16 protein-coding genes are annotated in these 17,803 nt (G+C 51.1%); 10 read left to right on the plus strand and 6 right to left on the minus strand.

Features of this window, described 5'->3' with window-relative positions:
- Nucleotides 1–19: 19 nt before the first annotated feature.
- Complete coding sequence (gene dsbD, locus GCD22_RS13200; RefSeq protein ID WP_031570208.1) at nucleotides 20–1,840, minus strand: protein-disulfide reductase DsbD; 1,821 nt, start codon at nucleotides 1,838–1,840, stop codon at nucleotides 20–22.
- Nucleotides 1,841–2,274: 434 nt separating this feature from the next.
- Between dsbD and GCD22_RS13205 the strand changes: the two genes are divergently transcribed.
- The 8 genes from GCD22_RS13205 to GCD22_RS13240 all read left to right on the plus strand — a co-directional run bounded on the left by GCD22_RS13205 (nucleotide 2,275) and on the right by GCD22_RS13240 (nucleotide 9,845).
- Nucleotides 2,275–3,036 (plus strand): alpha/beta hydrolase, encoded by a 762-nt coding sequence (locus tag GCD22_RS13205; protein ID WP_035209851.1) that lies wholly within the window; start codon nucleotides 2,275–2,277, stop codon nucleotides 3,034–3,036.
- Between the two features lie 153 nt (nucleotides 3,037–3,189).
- Nucleotides 3,190–3,480 carry a co-chaperone GroES gene (gene groES / locus GCD22_RS13210; protein ID WP_010637826.1) on the plus strand — a complete coding sequence of 97 codons (291 nt, stop codon included), beginning with the start codon at nucleotides 3,190–3,192 and terminating at the stop codon, nucleotides 3,478–3,480.
- Nucleotides 3,481–3,528: 48 nt separating this feature from the next.
- Nucleotides 3,529–5,184 (plus strand): chaperonin GroEL, encoded by a 1,656-nt coding sequence (groL, locus tag GCD22_RS13215; RefSeq protein WP_024893653.1) that lies wholly within the window; start codon nucleotides 3,529–3,531, stop codon nucleotides 5,182–5,184.
- Between the two features lie 406 nt (nucleotides 5,185–5,590).
- Entirely contained in the window at nucleotides 5,591–5,998 is a 408-nt protein-coding gene (locus GCD22_RS13220; protein ID WP_081577353.1) for a hypothetical protein, read from the plus strand.
- A gap of 31 nt (nucleotides 5,999–6,029) precedes the next feature.
- Nucleotides 6,030–6,455, plus strand: a complete 426-nt coding sequence (locus GCD22_RS13225) for a FapB/FapC family functional amyloid domain-containing protein (RefSeq protein WP_051690477.1) — start codon at nucleotides 6,030–6,032, stop codon at nucleotides 6,453–6,455.
- 49 nt (nucleotides 6,456–6,504) lie between these two features.
- Nucleotides 6,505–8,259: a FapB/FapC family functional amyloid domain-containing protein gene (locus GCD22_RS13230; protein ID WP_031570218.1), complete on the plus strand. Its 1,755-nt coding sequence runs from the start codon at nucleotides 6,505–6,507 to the stop codon at nucleotides 8,257–8,259.
- A 69-nt stretch (nucleotides 8,260–8,328) separates the two neighbouring features.
- Entirely contained in the window at nucleotides 8,329–9,045 is a 717-nt protein-coding gene (locus GCD22_RS13235; RefSeq protein WP_080707748.1) for a C39 family peptidase, read from the plus strand.
- 77 nt (nucleotides 9,046–9,122) lie between these two features.
- Nucleotides 9,123–9,845, plus strand: coding sequence for a hypothetical protein (locus tag GCD22_RS13240; protein WP_226856019.1), 723 nt, complete (start codon nucleotides 9,123–9,125; stop codon nucleotides 9,843–9,845).
- A gap of 77 nt (nucleotides 9,846–9,922) precedes the next feature.
- Here GCD22_RS13240 and GCD22_RS13245 read toward each other — a convergent pair whose 3' ends face one another.
- Complete coding sequence (locus GCD22_RS13245) at nucleotides 9,923–10,981, minus strand: hypothetical protein (protein WP_031570226.1); 1,059 nt, start codon at nucleotides 10,979–10,981, stop codon at nucleotides 9,923–9,925.
- Nucleotides 10,982–11,390: 409 nt separating this feature from the next.
- Here GCD22_RS13245 and GCD22_RS13250 point away from each other — a divergent pair, with 409 nt between their 5' ends.
- Both GCD22_RS13250 and GCD22_RS13255 read left to right on the plus strand, forming a co-directional pair.
- Entirely contained in the window at nucleotides 11,391–12,824 is a 1,434-nt protein-coding gene (locus GCD22_RS13250) for a glycosyltransferase family 2 protein (protein WP_244947534.1), read from the plus strand.
- Nucleotides 12,821–14,362: a tetratricopeptide repeat protein gene (locus tag GCD22_RS13255; protein ID WP_081577352.1), complete on the plus strand. Its 1,542-nt coding sequence runs from the start codon at nucleotides 12,821–12,823 to the stop codon at nucleotides 14,360–14,362. The genes GCD22_RS13250 and GCD22_RS13255 overlap by 4 nt, the downstream gene beginning before the upstream one ends.
- 184 nt (nucleotides 14,363–14,546) lie before the next feature.
- Here the strand turns inward: GCD22_RS13255 and GCD22_RS13260 are convergent, their stop codons facing one another.
- The 4 genes from GCD22_RS13260 to GCD22_RS18785 all read right to left on the minus strand — a co-directional run bounded on the left by GCD22_RS13260 (nucleotide 14,547) and on the right by GCD22_RS18785 (nucleotide 17,643).
- The gene (locus GCD22_RS13260) at nucleotides 14,547–16,160 is read right to left on the minus strand and encodes a diguanylate cyclase (protein WP_153940819.1); all 1,614 of its coding nucleotides are present in this window, start codon (nucleotides 16,158–16,160) and stop codon (nucleotides 14,547–14,549) included.
- Nucleotides 16,161–16,251: 91 nt separating this feature from the next.
- The gene (locus GCD22_RS13265) at nucleotides 16,252–16,467 is read right to left on the minus strand and encodes a hypothetical protein (RefSeq protein ID WP_081577351.1); all 216 of its coding nucleotides are present in this window, start codon (nucleotides 16,465–16,467) and stop codon (nucleotides 16,252–16,254) included.
- A gap of 18 nt (nucleotides 16,468–16,485) precedes the next feature.
- Nucleotides 16,486–17,007: a prepilin-type N-terminal cleavage/methylation domain-containing protein gene (locus tag GCD22_RS13270; protein WP_081577350.1), complete on the minus strand. Its 522-nt coding sequence runs from the start codon at nucleotides 17,005–17,007 to the stop codon at nucleotides 16,486–16,488.
- A gap of 105 nt (nucleotides 17,008–17,112) precedes the next feature.
- Complete coding sequence (locus GCD22_RS18785) at nucleotides 17,113–17,643, minus strand: prepilin-type N-terminal cleavage/methylation domain-containing protein (RefSeq protein ID WP_153940820.1); 531 nt, start codon at nucleotides 17,641–17,643, stop codon at nucleotides 17,113–17,115.
- Nucleotides 17,644–17,803 lie beyond the last annotated feature (160 nt).

Here is a 17,803-nt window from a genome sequence, read left to right on the forward strand (position 1 = left end):
GGAATCGGCCGCCTGCCCGTCAGGATTTGGGCAGCCAGCGCATGAAGGCCCGGGGCCCCAAATAACCCTCCTGCTGGGCCTGCACCTGACCATTTGCGCCTATGGCCATAAATGCCGGCGGGCCAACCAGATTGTAGCGCTTCAACAAAGCCCGACTATTGGCGTCATCCCGGGTCACATCCACGCGGATTAATACCCGATTGTGCAGGGCATTTTCCACCTCTGGCGTCGCGAAGGTCACCTTGTCCATGCGTGCGCATTCCACGCACCAGCTGGCCCAATAATCCACTAGGACGGGTTTACCATGAGCCTGCTTCAATGCAGCATCGAGGGCTTGGGGGCTTTTTACTATGCTAAAGTGCAAAGCAGCCTGCTGTGAGCGGTCTGCACCTTTTCCCGCCTCCAGGACTCTTGAGAACGGCTGTAGTGGATCACTGGCACCGCTCAACGCGCCCATCCCCATCACCAGACCATAGGCAAGCACGAGGATTCCCACGCCTTTCCGGAAGCGTCTCCAGCCTGTGGCTTCAGCCCCCAAAGCGTCCAGCGCCCCCAGGTAGATAGAGGAAATCACGGCCAGAGCTGCCCAAAGCGCCAGACTGACTGCTCCTGGCAGCACCCGGGCCATCAGCCAGATGGCCACCCCCAACATCAGCACGCCAAATATGGCCTTGACTGCGTCCATCCAGGCACCGGCACGCGGCAACAACCGCCCCGCTGAAGTCCCGATAATCAAGAGGGGCAAGCCCATCCCCAGACTCAGGACAAACAGCGACAGTCCGCCCAAAAATACATTACCTGTCTGGGAAATGAACAATAAGGCCCCTGCCAATGGTGCCGCCACACAAGGACCGACAATGAGCGCCGACAAGGCTCCCATGACAAAACTACTGAACAGATGTCCGCCCTTTCCCAAGCCGGAAAGTCGGGTTTGCAAACTACTGGGCATTTGCAACTCATAAAACCCGAACATGGAAAGCGCCAATAACACAAATATCGATGCGAATGCACCCAGAATCCAGGGGTTCTGAAAAACAGCCTGCAGGTAGGCGCCCGTTATTGCTGCCAACACGCCCGCAATGGTGTAAGTCAACGCCATGCCCAAAACATAAGCCAGCGACAAAGTAAAAGCCCGGGATTTCTGTGCGCCCCGTTTGGCTTCCTGCCCGACAATCAGCGCAGACAAAATAGGAATCATCGGAAATATACAGGGTGTAAAAGCCAGCCCCAGACCGGCAACAAAAAACAGTCCCAAAGTCAGCCAGAAACTGTCCTGCAGAGCGCCCGCCAATACTCCGGCATTACTGCTACTTTTTACCTGTGAAGACCGGGAATGGGGACTGGGTAGCGAAGCGGTCGGTATCGGTGCGGAAGCCGGGGCCAGCAAGGACAGCTGTACCGTCTTGCTTTGTTCGGGATAACAAACCCCCGCGTTGGCACAGCCCTGATAAGTGGCTTTGACGGTCAGCGTGCCCGGCGGGGTGCCTTTGACCGAGAAAGGAATGATGACGCTGTTCTCGCCCTCCAGAACCCGCATTTTTCCAAACGCCGGATCATTCAGCATCACCCCCTTGGGAAGCGTGTATTTTCCCAACAAAATGCTGGTGGGCAGCACCGAGACCTGGATGCGATCTCTATATAGGTGATAACCGGGCGCCACATCCCAGCGCAACTGCAGATGGTCGGGACTGGACAACTTCGCGGAAAAGCTGAACGCCTGATCCGGACTGAGAAAATGATCAGCATGGGCATAACTGGCACTCAGCCCAAATAACAGAACTGCACTACATAAAATAATGAACCTGGCCCAAAGGGTCCTATGTGCCTGCAGAACAACCATGCCGATTTTGCTCCCGAACCTGTAGATGCAAGCCCCTGCAGGGGCTTAAAAGAGGAAAGTATTACAGCCTACCCTTCTCAGTTACTAGCAACAAGCAGGCCATAGCCCTGCTGAGCAGGCATTACAAGCGGCCTTGAAGAAAATTTTGCTGCTCAGGAACTTTTTGAATGGGCCATGCTCCAATCTTATGCAAGCGGCTGTGATAGGTTGCGAGCGCATGTTTCTTCCTCCTTTGGTGGTTTTAGGGCGAGTCTTCGGATTTCGCCCTTCTTTTTTCCGACCGGTCGGGATGTTATTTGCAAGGAGCGTCACCATTTGCTAATATGTTTAGGCGATCTGCATCAGTAAGTTTGGATTGCGAGCGCATGTTTCTTTCCTCCTTTGTGGTTTTAGGGCGACTATAGTGTCGCCCTTTTTTATGTGGAGCCACAGCCATGATGCCTTCTGCCGAACGCCCCTTTACGCTTGTTCATGCCAACGGTGAGCGCCTTGCCGGACTCATTCACGAAACCCATCAAGACCCGGTAGGCATTTTTCTGCCGGGCTTTGCTTCCAACATGAATGGCTCCAAATCCCGACTTCTGGCCGAATATGCACAAAATCAGGGGTGGTCGTGGGTGCGCTTTGATCCCCGGGGCGTCGGTCGCTCTGATGGACTTTTTGAACAGCTGACCCTCTCTCGTTATCTGGAAGACCTCCGCCTGATTCTGCAAATGCTGGAAAAGCGGCCTGTCATTCTGGTCGGCTCCAGCATGGGCGGATGGCTGGCCACCCTTGCCGCGACACGCTGGCCGGAACACTTGCGCGCTCTTCTGCTGATTGCGCCAGCCTACAACTTCATTCAGACACTCTTTCAAACCCTTTCGCCAGAAGATCAACACCGCTGGCAAACCAGTAACCTGCGCTGTTGGCAGGATCATTACGGCCTGGGTGAATTGCGCATGCGCTTCGATCTGGTGGCTGACAGCTGGCGCTATGATTTACTGCGCTTCCCGGTGCATCTGCATTGTCCGGTGGAAATCCTGCATGGTACTGACGATGAGGCTGTTCCCCTGCAGCAAAGCTATCAATTCGCAGCCCACGCTCATTGTGAACAGCTCGCCGTGCGCGCCCTCCCCGGTATCAATCACCGCTTACAGGGTGCGGATCGGATATTGCTGCAGAGCCTTTCCGGACTCTGGGCGCCGCTTGCCTAAAAAGCGCCGGATGATCGGACAGCGCACTAAAATCATGTAGTGCCCCCTTGACAGAGAAATCTCAGCGCCTATGATTAGCACTCGATGGGTGTGACTGCTAACAACACCCAGGATGAAGACATCCATTCACTTGTAAAAACGAGGAAATGCTCAATGAAACTGCGTCCTTTACATGATCGCGTCGTTATTCGTCGTCTGGAAGAAGAGCAGAAGACCGCCGGTGGGATCATCATTCCCGATACGGCCAAGGAAAAACCCGTGCGTGGCGAAATCGTCGCTGCTGGTCACGGCAAAATTCTGGAAGACGGCAAAGTCCGTGCCCTTGATGTCAAAAAAGGGGATCACGTCCTGTTTGCCAAATATGCCGGCACCGAAATTAAGGTGGAAGGCGAAGAGCTGCTGGTGATGCGTGAAGACGACATCATGGCGGTCATCGAAAAGTAAGCGTTGCTGAATATATCAACCCTTATTCATTTATTTTGAGGAGTATTTATGCCAGCCAAACAAGTTGCCTTTGCTGAACACGCCCGCGAAAAAATGTTGCGCGGCGTCAACGTACTTGCCGATGCCGTCAAGGTCACCCTGGGCCCGAAGGGTCGTAATGTGGTGCTCGACAAATCATTCGGTGCCCCCACCATCACCAAGGACGGTGTCTCCGTCGCCAAGGAAATTGAACTGGCCGACAAGTTCGAAAACATGGGCGCACAGATGGTGAAAGAAGTCGCCTCCCAGGCTTCCGATGAAGCCGGTGATGGAACCACCACCGCCACGGTTCTGGCCCAGGCCATCATCCGCGAAGGCCTCAAGGCCGTCATCGCTGGCATGAACCCCATGGACCTGAAGCGCGGCATCGACAAGTCGGTCGCCGTTATTGTCGAAGAGCTGAAGAAGCAGTCCAAGCCCTGCAAAACCCAGAAGGAAGTGGCCCAGGTTGGCACCATTTCTGCCAACTCTGATGACTCCATCGGCAAAATCATTGCCGAAGCCATGGAAAAAGTGGGTAACGAAGGCGTCATCACGGTCGAAGAAGGCTCTGGCCTCGACAACGAACTGGACGTCGTGGAAGGTATGCAGTTTGATCGCGGCTACCTGTCCCCCTACTTCGTCAACAACCAGGACAAGATGGTTGCAGATCTGGAGAATCCCTACATCCTCCTGCACGACAAGAAAATCTCTTCCATTCGCGACATGCTGCCGGTCCTCGAACAGGTCGCCAAGTCCAGCCGTCCGTTGCTGATCATTGCTGAAGACGTGGAAGGCGAAGCCCTGGCGACCCTGGTCGTCAACACCATGCGGGGCATCATCAAGGTTGCTGCCGTCAAGGCGCCCGGCTTTGGTGACCGTCGCAAGGCGATGCTCGAAGACATGGCCATTCTCACCGGCGGCCGCGTGGTCTCCGAAGAAATCGGCATGAAACTGGAAAGCACCACCCTTGCCGACCTCGGTCAGGCCAAGAAAATCGTCATTGACAAGGAAAATACCACCATTATTGATGGTGCTGGCCAGCAGAGCGAAATCAAGGCCCGCGTCGAGCAGATCCGTCGTCAGATGGAAGATGCCAGCTCCGACTACGACCGTGAAAAACTGCAGGAACGGGTCGCCAAACTGGCCGGCGGCGTTGCGGTCATCAAGGTCGGTGCCGGTTCCGAAATGGAAATGAAGGAAAAGAAGGCACGTGTCGAAGACGCCCTGCACGCTACCCGTGCAGCTGTCGAGGAAGGCATTGTCCCCGGTGGTGGTGTGGCTCTGGTCCGCGCCCGTCACGCCCTGGAGAAATTCAAGGCTGCCAACCATGACCAGGATATGGGTGTGGCCATCATTCGTCGCGCCATTGAAGAACCTTTGCGGCAGATTGTGGCTAACGCCGGTGGTGAAGGCAGCGTTATTCTGAACAAGGTGGTCGACGGTAAGGATGGTTATGGTTACAACGCCGCCACCGACGAATATGGTGACATGTTCGAAATGGGCGTCATTGACCCGACCAAGGTTACCCGCACCGCGTTGCAGAAGGCCTCCAGCATTGCCGGCCTGATGATCACCACGGAAGCCATGGTTACCGAACTGCCCAAGAAGGATGACAAGGCAGGCGGTGATATGGGTGGTGACATGGGTGGTATGGGCGGCATGGGTGGTATGGGCGGCTTCTAAGCCTCGTCACCCGCAGTCTGTAGTATCGTAAAACCGGTCCTCCTGATGGGGGCCGGTTTTTTTTGCGTAAAAAACCGTTCCACATTCAGTACGTTATTTTCAAGATATCAGTGAGATATTTATTCTTAAAACCGTTTTAAATCAACATATAAACTAACAACAGAATCGGCCGTATCAAAAAAATTACAATCATACAAAGATCTCTTCATGATTGTTTTTATTATCAATTTACTACTATAGCTGAATTCTTTGTGTAAGCGTGGTCATCATCCTGTTACACACAAGTGATCCAGGCTCAAGAACCTTCCGCTCAAAAATAATTAACATGCTGTTCTATATATAATTTAATAAGTGGCACGATAACTGCTAATGGTGAACGTACAGTCAACTTCATGGTGCTACGAAAATGAACACACTTCATAGGATCGCCGTAAATTATAAATGGTCAATATTAGCTTTCAGCTTGGTATCCTTCGTACCCTTTGTTGGATTGTCGCAAGCAGATACCTTGGTATCTGGCAAGCAAATTCAGAAGGAAGCAATCCTGTTTCATCAACAAACAAATTTACAAAAAATGCTCGCTGGAACACGCAACGCAACTCATCAATTTGGAATATACAGCAAGGTATCTGATCAACAGTTGGCGAAAGTTTCGGGCAAAGGTATTCCAGTTAATCTGCCTACGATTGGTCGCAACAGTAATGACGTGGTTCTTTGGGATGAACTGCAGAACCGCTCGGGCGGCGGTAAAACCTCCATCGAATGGGGCGCGGGAAACAATCTCCAAACCATGAGCATGTCGACAAATCGCTAACTGATTTTTCAGATTAAAGGGGCAGAACGCAATGAAATCAGGAGTTATCTTAGGATTGGCCATGGTATTTGTCGGGTATTCAATGAGCGCTGCTGCTGCACCCCAGGAAACTTTTATAAATCAGACGAGCAGCGTCATTAAAGGCAATGCATTTGTTAATGGTTCAGGTGTCATGGCCATTAACGAAGTCGCCGGATCAGGTAACGCTCAAGCCAACAGCGTTCAGATGATTATTGGAGCAAGCAGACCCGTATCGAACAGCATTTTGTCGCAAAACGTTACTGCCTCATCAGAACATGTTGCGACATCAACACCCAACGGTTTGAATAATGTGGAAGTCAGTTCCACGGCTTTCAAAGGCGCTGAAGGCATTGCCCAGATCAACCAAGTTTCAGGATCTGGCAACACCTCAGCCAACAGTTTCGCACTCGGGATAGCCCCCGGGGTGATTCACTAGGCAGTACCTACTTTGTTGTTTGTGTTCCAACCCACTCAAGGAGAATAGCATGAAAACCTCGATTAAGTTAAGCCCAGTTGCCATTGCCATCGCTGCCCTTGTGGCCGCTCCCATGGCGTTCGCACAGGTTACCCCAGCCACCGGCGCCAGCGTCGCCAACGCTCAGCAGAGCTACATCAACGGCCAGAATTCATATTATAATTCCTCTAACGATGCCAGCATGTTAGGTAATGCTGGTATGGGCAGCAAGGGCAACGTTGGCGTCAACATCGCCACCGGCAACCAGAACCAGCAGTCCAACGCCGGTTCCCTGGCCGCTAATGGCAAGACCCATGCCACATCAACTGCTGCTGTCTCGGCAACCCAGGCCCAGAGCAGTAATTATGCTATCCAGATGTCCAACGGCAGCAACAATGTCACCATGAGTGACAACGCTCTCTCGAGTGCCTCCGGCAACATCGGTGCCAACATGACCTCTGGCATCTTCAACCAGCAGCAGAATAATCTGGCTGTATCCTCTGCCAAGAGGGCTGTGAGTTCTGCCGCAACCACCGGCACTAACCAGAATGTCGGCCAGAGTTCGAGCACCAGTGTCGACAATTACGGCAACGAGGGGAACGCCAATAACACCGCTATTGGTGGAAGTGCGCTGAGCAAAACTGCGGGCAACATTGGTGTCAACCAGGCTGCTGGTATCAGTAACCAACAGAGCAATTCCATGGCGTTGGCTTCTGTGAGCCACAAAACGATGAAGTCCGACGCTTCCACCAACACTGCGCAGGGCCAAGAGCTAAACCAGGCGTACCAGTACAATGGCGGTGCTAACGCTGTCGACTTGACCGACCACGCCTTGGCGGGAGCCGCTGGAAACATCGGGGTGAACATGGCTTCGGGCAGCTTCAATCAACAGCAGAATAGCACCTCTATCGCCAGTGCCAATAAAGCCGGTATGGTTGATTCTGCCACCCATACTCACCAGAACATGGCTTTAGAAAGCAACATCAGCTCCATGAACTATGGGTCAGTGGTCGGCGGAAGCAATGAAACAGGGTTATACGGAAATGTACTGAGCGGCGCTACTGGCAACATCGGTCTTAACGAGGCTGCTGGACTCAACAATCAGCAGAGCAACTCCCTGGCCATTGCCACCGGAACCAAGAGCTATAGTGCCGTAGCCACTGCGGGAACCAGCCAGTCCATGGGTTTAATCTCAAGCTCACAGGATCCGGAGATGCTTGGTGACTGGGGATGGAGCTGGGGCTGGTATTACTCCGGCCAGAACAATGCCGCCGGAATCGGCAGCAACGCCCTGCAAGGTGCCGCTGGAAACATCGGGGTGAATCTGGCTTCTGGCGCCAGCAATCAACAGGGTAACTCTACAGCTCTGAGCTATGTCAGCAAAGGCAAGAGTGATTCTTTGGCCTCCGCTACTGCTGCTGCCAATCAGCTTTCAGTCGGCAACATGTCCTCTGATACCTACACCACCGATTCCAGCTTCATTAATGGCAATGCAGCACAAAATGCCAAAGGCAATATCGGCATCAACGTGGCCACTGGCGTCCAGAATCAGCAGCAGAATGGGCTGGCACTGGTTTCCGTCGCCTCTAACCATGCCATGGCGACGGCTAGCGCACCTGTCAGCCAGATGGCTTATGCCAACCTCGGTGGCACTGTGGCTTCTACCTATGCCAGCAGCGTCAGCGGCAATGCCCTGCAGAACGCTTCCGGTAACATCGGTCTGAACGTCGCGGCCGGCAATGGTAACCAGCAGTCCAATACCATGGCTATCGCCAGCGCACAGTAAGCACCAGATGAAACTTTGCCACCCCTTATGGGGTGGCAGTTTTACAAAATTCATCAGGAGGCTGTTATCATGTTTGAATCTAAAATTTTACGTCCTTTCCTCTTAACCAGCCTGATCACTGCAGCAGTGTTTTCTCTCTCACAAAGCAATGATGTCAGGGCAGCAGCCTTTGGCGGCATAATTCCCGGGGCCGGCGTGATTCATGTGCCCGTCGTAAACATGATAGGCATGCACTTCATCCATGTAGTGCGGCAACGCACGGATTTTTCCTGTGGTGCAGCGTCATTGGCAACCATCCTCAAATATGCATTCGGCCAGAATGTTGACGAAGAAGAGGTCATAAAAGGCCTGTTCACCGTGAGCAATCCAGCAGAAGTCAAAAAAGTCGGCTTTTCAATGCTCGATCTTAAAAAGTATGTAGATAAAATCGGATTAAAGGGCGAGGGATATGTGCTTTCCCCCGAAGACCTTAATAAAATTCATATTCCGGTCATTGTATTATTGGATCTAGGTGGCTACAAACATTTTGTCGTGCTTGAAAAAACAGGCAAAAAACACGTTTATCTGGCGGATCCTGCGCTGGGGAATCGCATCATGCCCAAAGAACAGTTTCTCAAGGACTGGAACAGGATTGTTTTTGCTGTATTTGGAAAAGGATTTGAACCTCATTCGGTGCTTCTGACGCCACCAGAACCACCCAGTGCCCTTAAACTGCTGCATGGCATTTTACCCAATACAAAAGTGACCCCGGCGCACTTTGGTTTTGATCAGGCAAATTACTTTTAGTCATAAATACACTTTGAGAGAGGCTCATCATGAATGGATACCAACTGCGCAAAACCGCTGCCATGGCGGGTTGTTGTATGGCTGCCTCGGCGCTGCTTCTCAGTCCCGCTGCTTTGGCAATAACACTAAAACAGGAACTACCAACCAGTTTCACTCCGGTTTCCGATCAGGCACTGTCCAAAATAGTAGGGCGCGGTGTCATTGGCGGATCTATAGTTTATTTTGGCGTCGAAATGCAAACCAACTGGACGTCCGGAAGTAATCAAACACCCATGCGCAGCACCATGAATGTTGCACTAAACAGTTCCGGAAATATTTTTCTGCCTACTATCACCTACTCTGTAAATGGATCTTTACCTCAAGCTACACAAAATACGAATAATCGGGTTGAGGGTAGCGGAATAAAAAATATTCAGGGGGTAACTCAAGCCATTCAAATTGCAGGAAACGGCAATTCCATTCAGAACGGCATGTCCTTGAATGTGGTCAAAGGCTCACCGACTTCCGCAGGTTCTGGCTTACCCTTATCGGAAGGAGCACATCGGGTAAACAATACGACGACCATGACCGTACAAAATGGACAGTTATCCATGGCTATAAATAATGGTGGAAACTCAATTCGCCAGGGGATAGGGTCAAATGGACTGTTCCAAGTAGCTCAGGTAGGTACCAATATGAATATCATACAGAATCAAATGAAGCTTACCCTGGGTATCAACCAAAACAAAGAGAACACCCAAAATCTCGCCCAGGTCCAGTCCATATTAAGCAGCATGCGTGGATTAACTGGCACTCCGTAAAAAGACCAACATTAATCAAATATAATGAAGAGATAACCTGATATAAGTTATCTCTTCTTTTTTTACCACATTAAAAATCAGAAATTATAAGGGATGGTAGCAGTTAGCTGAAAACTCGGAGCGCTGCTGGTTATTCCTGCGCCCAGATTCATGATTAAGGAAGTTTTTGAGTTGAAAGCATAGGTCATACCGACATTGGCTATGGCAACATTGGCGCCACTGCCAACCAGTGTCGTCCACGGACCACCCGGTGTCCGGATTTGTGTGTCAGATTGAATACGATCAGCAAATGAAGTACTCAGACTAAGCCGATCATTCAGCGCAAAAGCTACCCCCAAACTGTATTGAAAGGCATTTCCCAAGGCAACCTCGCCAGGCTGAATCTCGCCCATAGTAGTGCTGATATCTGGAAAGTTTTTATTTAAATTATAATAATAACTGACACTTCCGAAAAATATTGCCGGATCAGAAGTGGCGACAAAAGACAGCCCGGGGGTCAATGTCCATACACCGTTACCAGTAGGCAAACTAGTAGGCACAGTCAGATTGGAGTTATTAGCATCAGGCTGATAAACTTTTATTCCATAAGGGTTAATACCAGTAGGCGCGGTGATCAGAAGACTGCCCGTCAAGCTGGGCCAGTTTTTACTCTCCTTGAAAATCTGATAGTACCCACCAAAACTGATGTCACCAAGACGGGGACCACCGGAGCTAACAGTCGCCTGACTGTAGCTGTTTGATGCATCCCCTGCGCCGCCAATCTGGTAAACACTCTGGCGATAGACAATTGGCACGTTGAACACCAACTGCAAACGATTGGATATAGGATAGTAGGCTGATTCAGTAAATGTATAAATACTTGAATTGACCTTCGAAATATTTATATTTCCCAGAAATATGGCGCCCAGGGCAAGAAACCCGTTGAGATTCAGCGTGTTTTGATCTGAGTAGGCATAGGAAACACTGGATTGCAGCGTTAGTTGCGGATAAAAGAAATCTGAATTTTGTTGCAGAATCGCTTTTTTGCTGGCGGACTCTGGCGGGGCTTTGAGAGTTTGATCTGCCGCATTAGCTTCTATAGAGGTCAATCCAGTCAAGGCTGTGAGGGCAAGGCCAAGAACAAAACGATTTCGCATATTTAAGATACTCCTAAATGTTTCTATTTCTCGGGCCACACATCGGCTGTAGCACACCTTAGTTAAAATTTTGCATTTTATCGGGAAAAGCATAACCCAAGTAGCATTGTTTGGATACCCAGAGAAAGGTATTCAGACCACCTGTTTCCTCTACCTAATCTCTAACGCATCATTGGCCACCAATAAGCACGAAAAAATGTTGTAACGCGGATGAAACAGTCAAATAAATTTGTAACAAATTGAAAAACAAGAATTAATAGCCACAATTCAATCATTTTTGTATTATTTTAGGTATTTTTTTCTGGGCCGATGACACAGAAAAATCATATCTTATTGAAAAAAATATAATTTTATATTGGCATACTACTTGCTTATAGTTTATAAACAAAACAAAACGGCTGGAATGAACATGCTAGAAACAAGAACTGAGAAAGAATCAAATCAAAATATGGCTGCCACATTGCATCCACAAAAGGGCATAACCTTTGTGAAGTCAGAAGCAGCAACCAAAGAAAAAATAAACGAAAGAAACCAAACAGATAAGAAAATTTATATTCCTGTTTACAGCAAATTTCTCATTGCACAGCTTGGTGCCCTTCTGTGGGTTCTATTCAGCATCTGGATCGCCCTACCCTGGATAGATAGTCTCGCTGATATATTTGGATGGGTGCTGACCATATTCGCGATTGGTGGCATGGCTATCGTGCCTGGCTATATTTCTGGCATAATTATATTTAGCATTATACTGGATCGACGGCCTCCTGTAAAAATACCGGGAGAGCTACCCGCATTGAGCATATTAATTGCCGCCTACAACGAGGAGAATGCTATTGAGGACACTCTCAAATCCATCCTCACTCAAGATTATTCTGGAAGCATAGAAATCGTTGTTATTGACGATGGATCCACTGATCAAACAACCAATATTATCGAAACAATTACCGACCCGAGAATACAGCTTATTAAGCAGAAAAAGAATCAGGGTAAAGCAAGCGCACTGAATGCAGGTTTGGCTGTGGCTTCGTATGACCTCATCATTACCGTGGATGCTGATACTTTCCTGTACAAAAATGCCTTGAAATACATCGTCGGCCGCTATCTTGGAGATCCTGAGGGTACCGCTGCAGTTGCTGGCGCCATTGCGGTACGTAACTCAAGAAAATCATGGGTTACCAGGGTGCAGGAATGGGATTATTTTCACGGCATTGCGGTAGTCAAAAGAGTTCAAAGTCTGTATCAGGGCACTCTGGTCGCTCAGGGGGCTTTTTCCTTATATCAGCGCGACTTGGTCAAGGAAATGGGTGGATGGGCTCCTTGCGTCGGGGAAGATATTGTCCTTTCCTGGGGATTGCTCAAGCAGGGTTACCGGATTGGTTATGCAGAGAATGCCGTTGTTTTTACCAATGTACCAGAAACCTACAAGCAGCTTTTTAATCAGCGTCGTCGTTGGGCACGCGGCATGTTTGAAGCAATACGGGCACATCCTGGCATTTTTTTAAAAAGAAGAATAACTCTGCAGTTCGTTTTTATGAATATGTTATTTCCATGGCTGGACATTAGTTACCTTTTGTTTTTTATCCCGGGGCTTATTGCTGCGCGCTTTGGATTTTTCCTGATTGCAGGGCCAATAACCCTTTTGCTTTTACCTTTGGCAGCACTGAATAACGTCGTGATTTTCTCAGTACAAAGCACCATGTTTAAAGAACGCGGAATACACATTCGCAAAAATCTTCGTGGTATGTTTCTTTATGTATTTCTTTCGCAATTACTTATGTCTCCAGCCTCTCTTGCCGGATATGGTTCAGAATTGTTAAGCCTGAGAAAAAAATGGGGTACCAAGTGAAAAAAAACCCTATTCAAATCGTGGTGGTCATTAGTGGGCTGATGTTTTTTTATGGTACCACCGTTGCGGTCGCCGACCCGGGACAAGATATCCGACTCGGGCGTCAGGCTTTGACCCAGGAACATCCTGATTTGGCTTTGTCTTATTTTCGTAAAGCCAGAAATGAAATCAATCTCCATCCCGACAAATACCATGATGATCAGCTTGCCGCCCTGTCTGGTCTTGGTTATGCCGCACTCTGGGTCGGTAATTCTCACGAAGCAGAAAGCGCTTATTCCAAGGGCATCTCCATCGCCCATAGCCCTGAAGACCAAAAAACCATGCGCGTAGGTCTCGCCAGAGCACTGATCAATTTGGGGCGCCCCAGAGAAGCTTATGATATTTTAAAACCGGTTCGCAGCATGGGTGCCGACCCGCAATTACAATCTGCCATTGCCAGCGCTTTACTGAGTTGGGATACGGTAGCCCAGAAACATCTGAACCTGGCCGCACCCCATGGGGTTTACCCTGGACCCCAATGGCAGGCGCAACTTTTCCGGCAAACTTCAGATTTTGTATACTATCCTTTGCATGATCGTATTAACGTGGGCTATCAGTACAGCAGCGATAGCGACCACAACATCAATCAAATATACCAAGCCGGGGTTACCATTCCCGGCGACGGCCCCGGTGACAACAGCCTCAGCCCCACCATGTGGTATGGAGGCTTTCGCCAAACGCAAATAACCGACAACAATGGTTCGAGCGGTGCTAGCAATGGTCAGATTGGCATTTCGACCGTGGAAGGTGGCTGGTCTGCGCCAATCAATACCAACTGGAATTACAGCATACTTGGCGGAGTCAGCACCGCCAGAAACTGGACATTTGGAAGACTGGACGGGCAAGTGAATTATCAACCCAGTGATACTTGGGGCCTCAACCTCAGCTTTGATCAACAACCGATTCGTACGGTTGCCGCCGTGGAACACAAAATTCTCGTCAATACATTCAGTTTGGGTGGCTTCGGGCGTCTTAGAAACATTGGCACTGTGGGTGCCGCTTATTTTCATCAGGCTTTTAGTGATGGCAACCAGCGTGACGGAGTAGTCGTTCGTGTCACTCCGGAGTTTTACAGTTTTAGCAGCCTGCCCATCAGTATTGGTGTTCAGGGATATTTCAGGGCTTATACCAGCGGAACGCCATTGCAACTCCCACTTTATCAGGCTGACGGAAAGCCAGTCGTTAATAAATCTGGAAAGCCAGTAGATGGATCCGTATATTTCAGCCCCCATCACTACAGGGAAGCGTTAGGTTATATTATTTATGTGCAGAAATTCTCTCCATACTCGGTGATGCGCCTGTACGCCGGATATGGAGACCAGACCATAGACGGTGTCACCACGCCCATCACTGACTTTTACGGCACCATTACCGGCATAGTTTCAAAATATTTACAGTTCAGCCTCACCGGTGGTTATTCTCAGATAGCCAGCGCTTACGGAGGAGGTTCCGGTTATCATCGGAGTTACGTGGGCGCCAACCTGACCATACCGTTTTAAGCGCAATCCTGAGTAGTGAACCAGATGTCTGTGGGATCCAATTTGCCTACCCATTTTTTCCACCAGCTCCCTGGTATTCTGGAAATATTCCGAATTCCTTCGATGCGTTCCAGCAGGGTCCGGGAAGGGTTCTGAATCAGCGCCGTTATTTCACTTTGTTCTGAGGTCCTGCGCTTCATACCGATCAATTTTCATCTGCATCGCTCCTGTTTACCGATACGGGGTCCGCACTGGACGATTTACGGGTGGTTTCATTGGCATTCTCTTCCATCACGCACAGCTCCCAGTAACGGGTGCGCTGGCGTTTGTTGGCCTTGGCGCGATACAGGGCCTGGTCGGCATAGCGCAGCAGGGTCTCGAAATCGTCGGCGTAAACACTGTTGGACAGGCACACGCCCATACTCAGACGCACTCCCACCACCGCGCCGGATTTGAGGTGAATCGGTTCATTGATGACGACTTCGATTTTGACCAGAATCATTTCCAGTTCCTCGAAGTTGTTGAAACCTTCAATCAGCAGCACAAATTCATCTCCACCCAGACGCGCCACATAGTCGCTGCGGCGCAGGGCGGCATGCAGGCGGCGGCCCACTACGCGCAACACATGGTCCCCCGCCTCGTGGCCGTAAAGATCATTGATGGGTTTGAAATGATCCAGGTCGATCATGCAGATGGCCAGGGCGTCGTGGCCGCGCTGGACGCGAGGTAAGGTAACGGCCACCTGGTCCATGAGGGCGCGCCGGTTACCCAAACCCGTCAGGCGGTCATGGCAGGCTTCGTATTCCAGCTGTTCGCGAGCCAGCCATTCGGCGGTCACATCGCGCTGAATGCCCACATAATGGCTGATGGCGCCGGTACGCTGGTAAATAGGGATGATGCTTAAATGGTTCCAGAAGGTCTGGCCATCGCGGCGGTAATTGAGCAGGCGGCCGTTAAAAAATCCCTGACCACAGAGGGCCTCGTCAATTTCGGTCAGGGTCCGGGGGTCGGTACGCGGGCCTTGCAGATGATGCAGCCCGAAGCGGCTGATTTCCGCCAGGGTATAACCCGTCATACGGGAAAAGCTGGCATTCACATACAGAATGCGTCGATCGGCATCGGTCAGCACCACCCCCTCTTCTGTGGCTTGCAGGGCCGTGCCCAGCAACAGCTGATGTTCGCGCGCGACCCGTTCGCGGAGTATGTCTATCCAGTCTTCCAGGGCTTCACTCACCCGGCGGGCGATGCCCTCCAGCACCACCTGACAGTCTTGCGGGAAACCCCGTTGATCCCGGTCATACAGCACCAGCAGCGCCCAGGGCTGGTGGTCACGGTGAATGGGCAGCACCGCCATGGAGCGCAACTGATAGGGACGGGTATTTTGCTGCCAGGCCTTGCGCAGGGGGCCTTCTGAGAAAGGTTCATTAAACAGCGGCTGTTGTTCCTGCCAAACCCGGAACAGCGGGCCATGGTCGGCGGGCAGGCCGCTGCGTCTTTCGGCAAAGCTGTCCAAATAGGCGGTATCTCCGGCATCCGCCAGGCTTTGCAGGGAATTGTCCGGCTCTACCCGGCAGACCCAGGCCAGGGTGACGGGGGTACATTCCACCGCCAGGGTACACAGGGACTCCAGCAGGATGGATTCCTGATCGGTGTGTTCCATGACCTGGCCGACCGCCTTGCTGAAAGCCAGATATTGTTCGAGGCGAGTATGGGCCGCAGCCGAAGCACCTGTAGGCAACCCCCCACCCCAGCCCAGACGCGCCCAGACCCGGCGCCAGGGGCCGTTTTTGGGGCGCGGATCAGAAGCATCACGGGACATGCGCGGAGGGCCTTAGATCGGGGGATGGGCAGTCAGCGACCCTCCGCCCTGCCAGGCAGGACGGTGCGCCAAGCGCCGCAGCCCGCGACGATCAGGCCATTTTCAGGCCGTGGGTGACGGGTATCCGCTGGTTGGCGGGTTTTTGATCGCGCTGCAAGGCATAGAGGGCCTGCAATTCGCTGCGCACCACATTGAGCTCCATGTCGATGCTGGCTATAGCCGCACCGCGTTGTTCGCGGCGACTGAGCAGGCGATGGCGCAATTGCTGGAGCTCATTGATACGCTGTTGCGGATGATGGGCGTTCATGGTCGTTCTCCTGTGAGTTTACGGGGTGACTTTCCCGTTTTGGGTGATGATGACGCCGGTGGGTGTTGCGGCGTGAATGAATCCTTCGGCACTGCAGGCGTTGGCAATGGCGGTAGCGAGATTGCCAGTGCAGCCCGTGATGCTGACCATGACGGTCACTTGTTGGGGGCCTGCCTGACTGATGGTGGCTGCATCCACCAGCACCTGACCGCATTGCCCCGTTTGGACACCAGTTTTCGCGACAAAAGCCGGTGTGCCTGAGCCATACACCGGGTCGGCCACATCATGGGCAGATGCTCCGTTCAGGGTGTTGTAAATGTCCGTGGTCACATTATTGTTACTAGCGGCAAAAGCATTGGTGACCGCATCTAACGCCATTTTCAGATTACCCGATACGGTCTGCGCCTTGGCCGTTTCGATGTACGCAAAATATTGCGGTATCGCAATGGCCGCCAGAATCCCGATGATGGCAATGACAATCATCAGTTCGATGAGGGTGAAGCCGTTGCTATCCTGGAGTTTTATTATTGGGCTGGGCATGGGTGACCTTTCCGAGAGGGTTCTGAAATTGTTCTTGAGATGAGAGTCAGAACACTGTCCGAAAGGTGCAGCCCCGAAGGGCTGCTATAGTCGTCAACCAATAGGTTAAGTGAAACTAATGCCACCATTAGAACTAATGGTTGCTGTGCATCCTGTGCCTGTGGCGCATGACCCGGATTGCGTGCTTGATGTAACCCCTCCCTGAGTACCCTGAAGATCCATACTTGAGAATGCCGCAGCCACTGCATTGGCAAGACTGCTGCCAGATGTGCCACCACTTAATACAATTGTCACAGTACTATTGGTTGGGCTAACGGCCGCACCAGGAGTTCCAGCCGATGTTGAGAGACTTGGGCTACCATTGACCGTAAGACTATATCCCCCGGGCATCGAGTTATAAATTGGCATTGAAGTGGTTTGCCCCGCTGCAGCCGCTGCCACGGCTGCAGTTCCCTGAGTTACTGCTTGATGAAAGTCCTGCGTAATAGTTGTCGCTTTCGAAGTCACTATGTACTGCTCATACTGCGGAACGGCGATGGCCGCCAGAATGCCGATGATGGCAATGACGATCATCAGTTCGATGAGGGTGAAACCTTTTTCGGCGCTGGCCTGCGCCTTCTTGACTAACATGCTCATGAGAATGCTCCTTGTGTGGTAAGAAGTTCGGCAACACCAAGAGGCGCTGCACTGCGTTTACCAAAGCACCAATCATGCCAGCATCAGAAATTCTCTGTTTTCACAGCAACACAAGACAATCAACCCGTTGTTTTAAAAAATATTATGGCCTGTATAATAG

Source organism: Acidithiobacillus thiooxidans ATCC 19377 (assembly GCF_009662475.1).
Classification (GTDB): domain Bacteria; phylum Pseudomonadota; class Gammaproteobacteria; order Acidithiobacillales; family Acidithiobacillaceae; genus Acidithiobacillus; species Acidithiobacillus thiooxidans.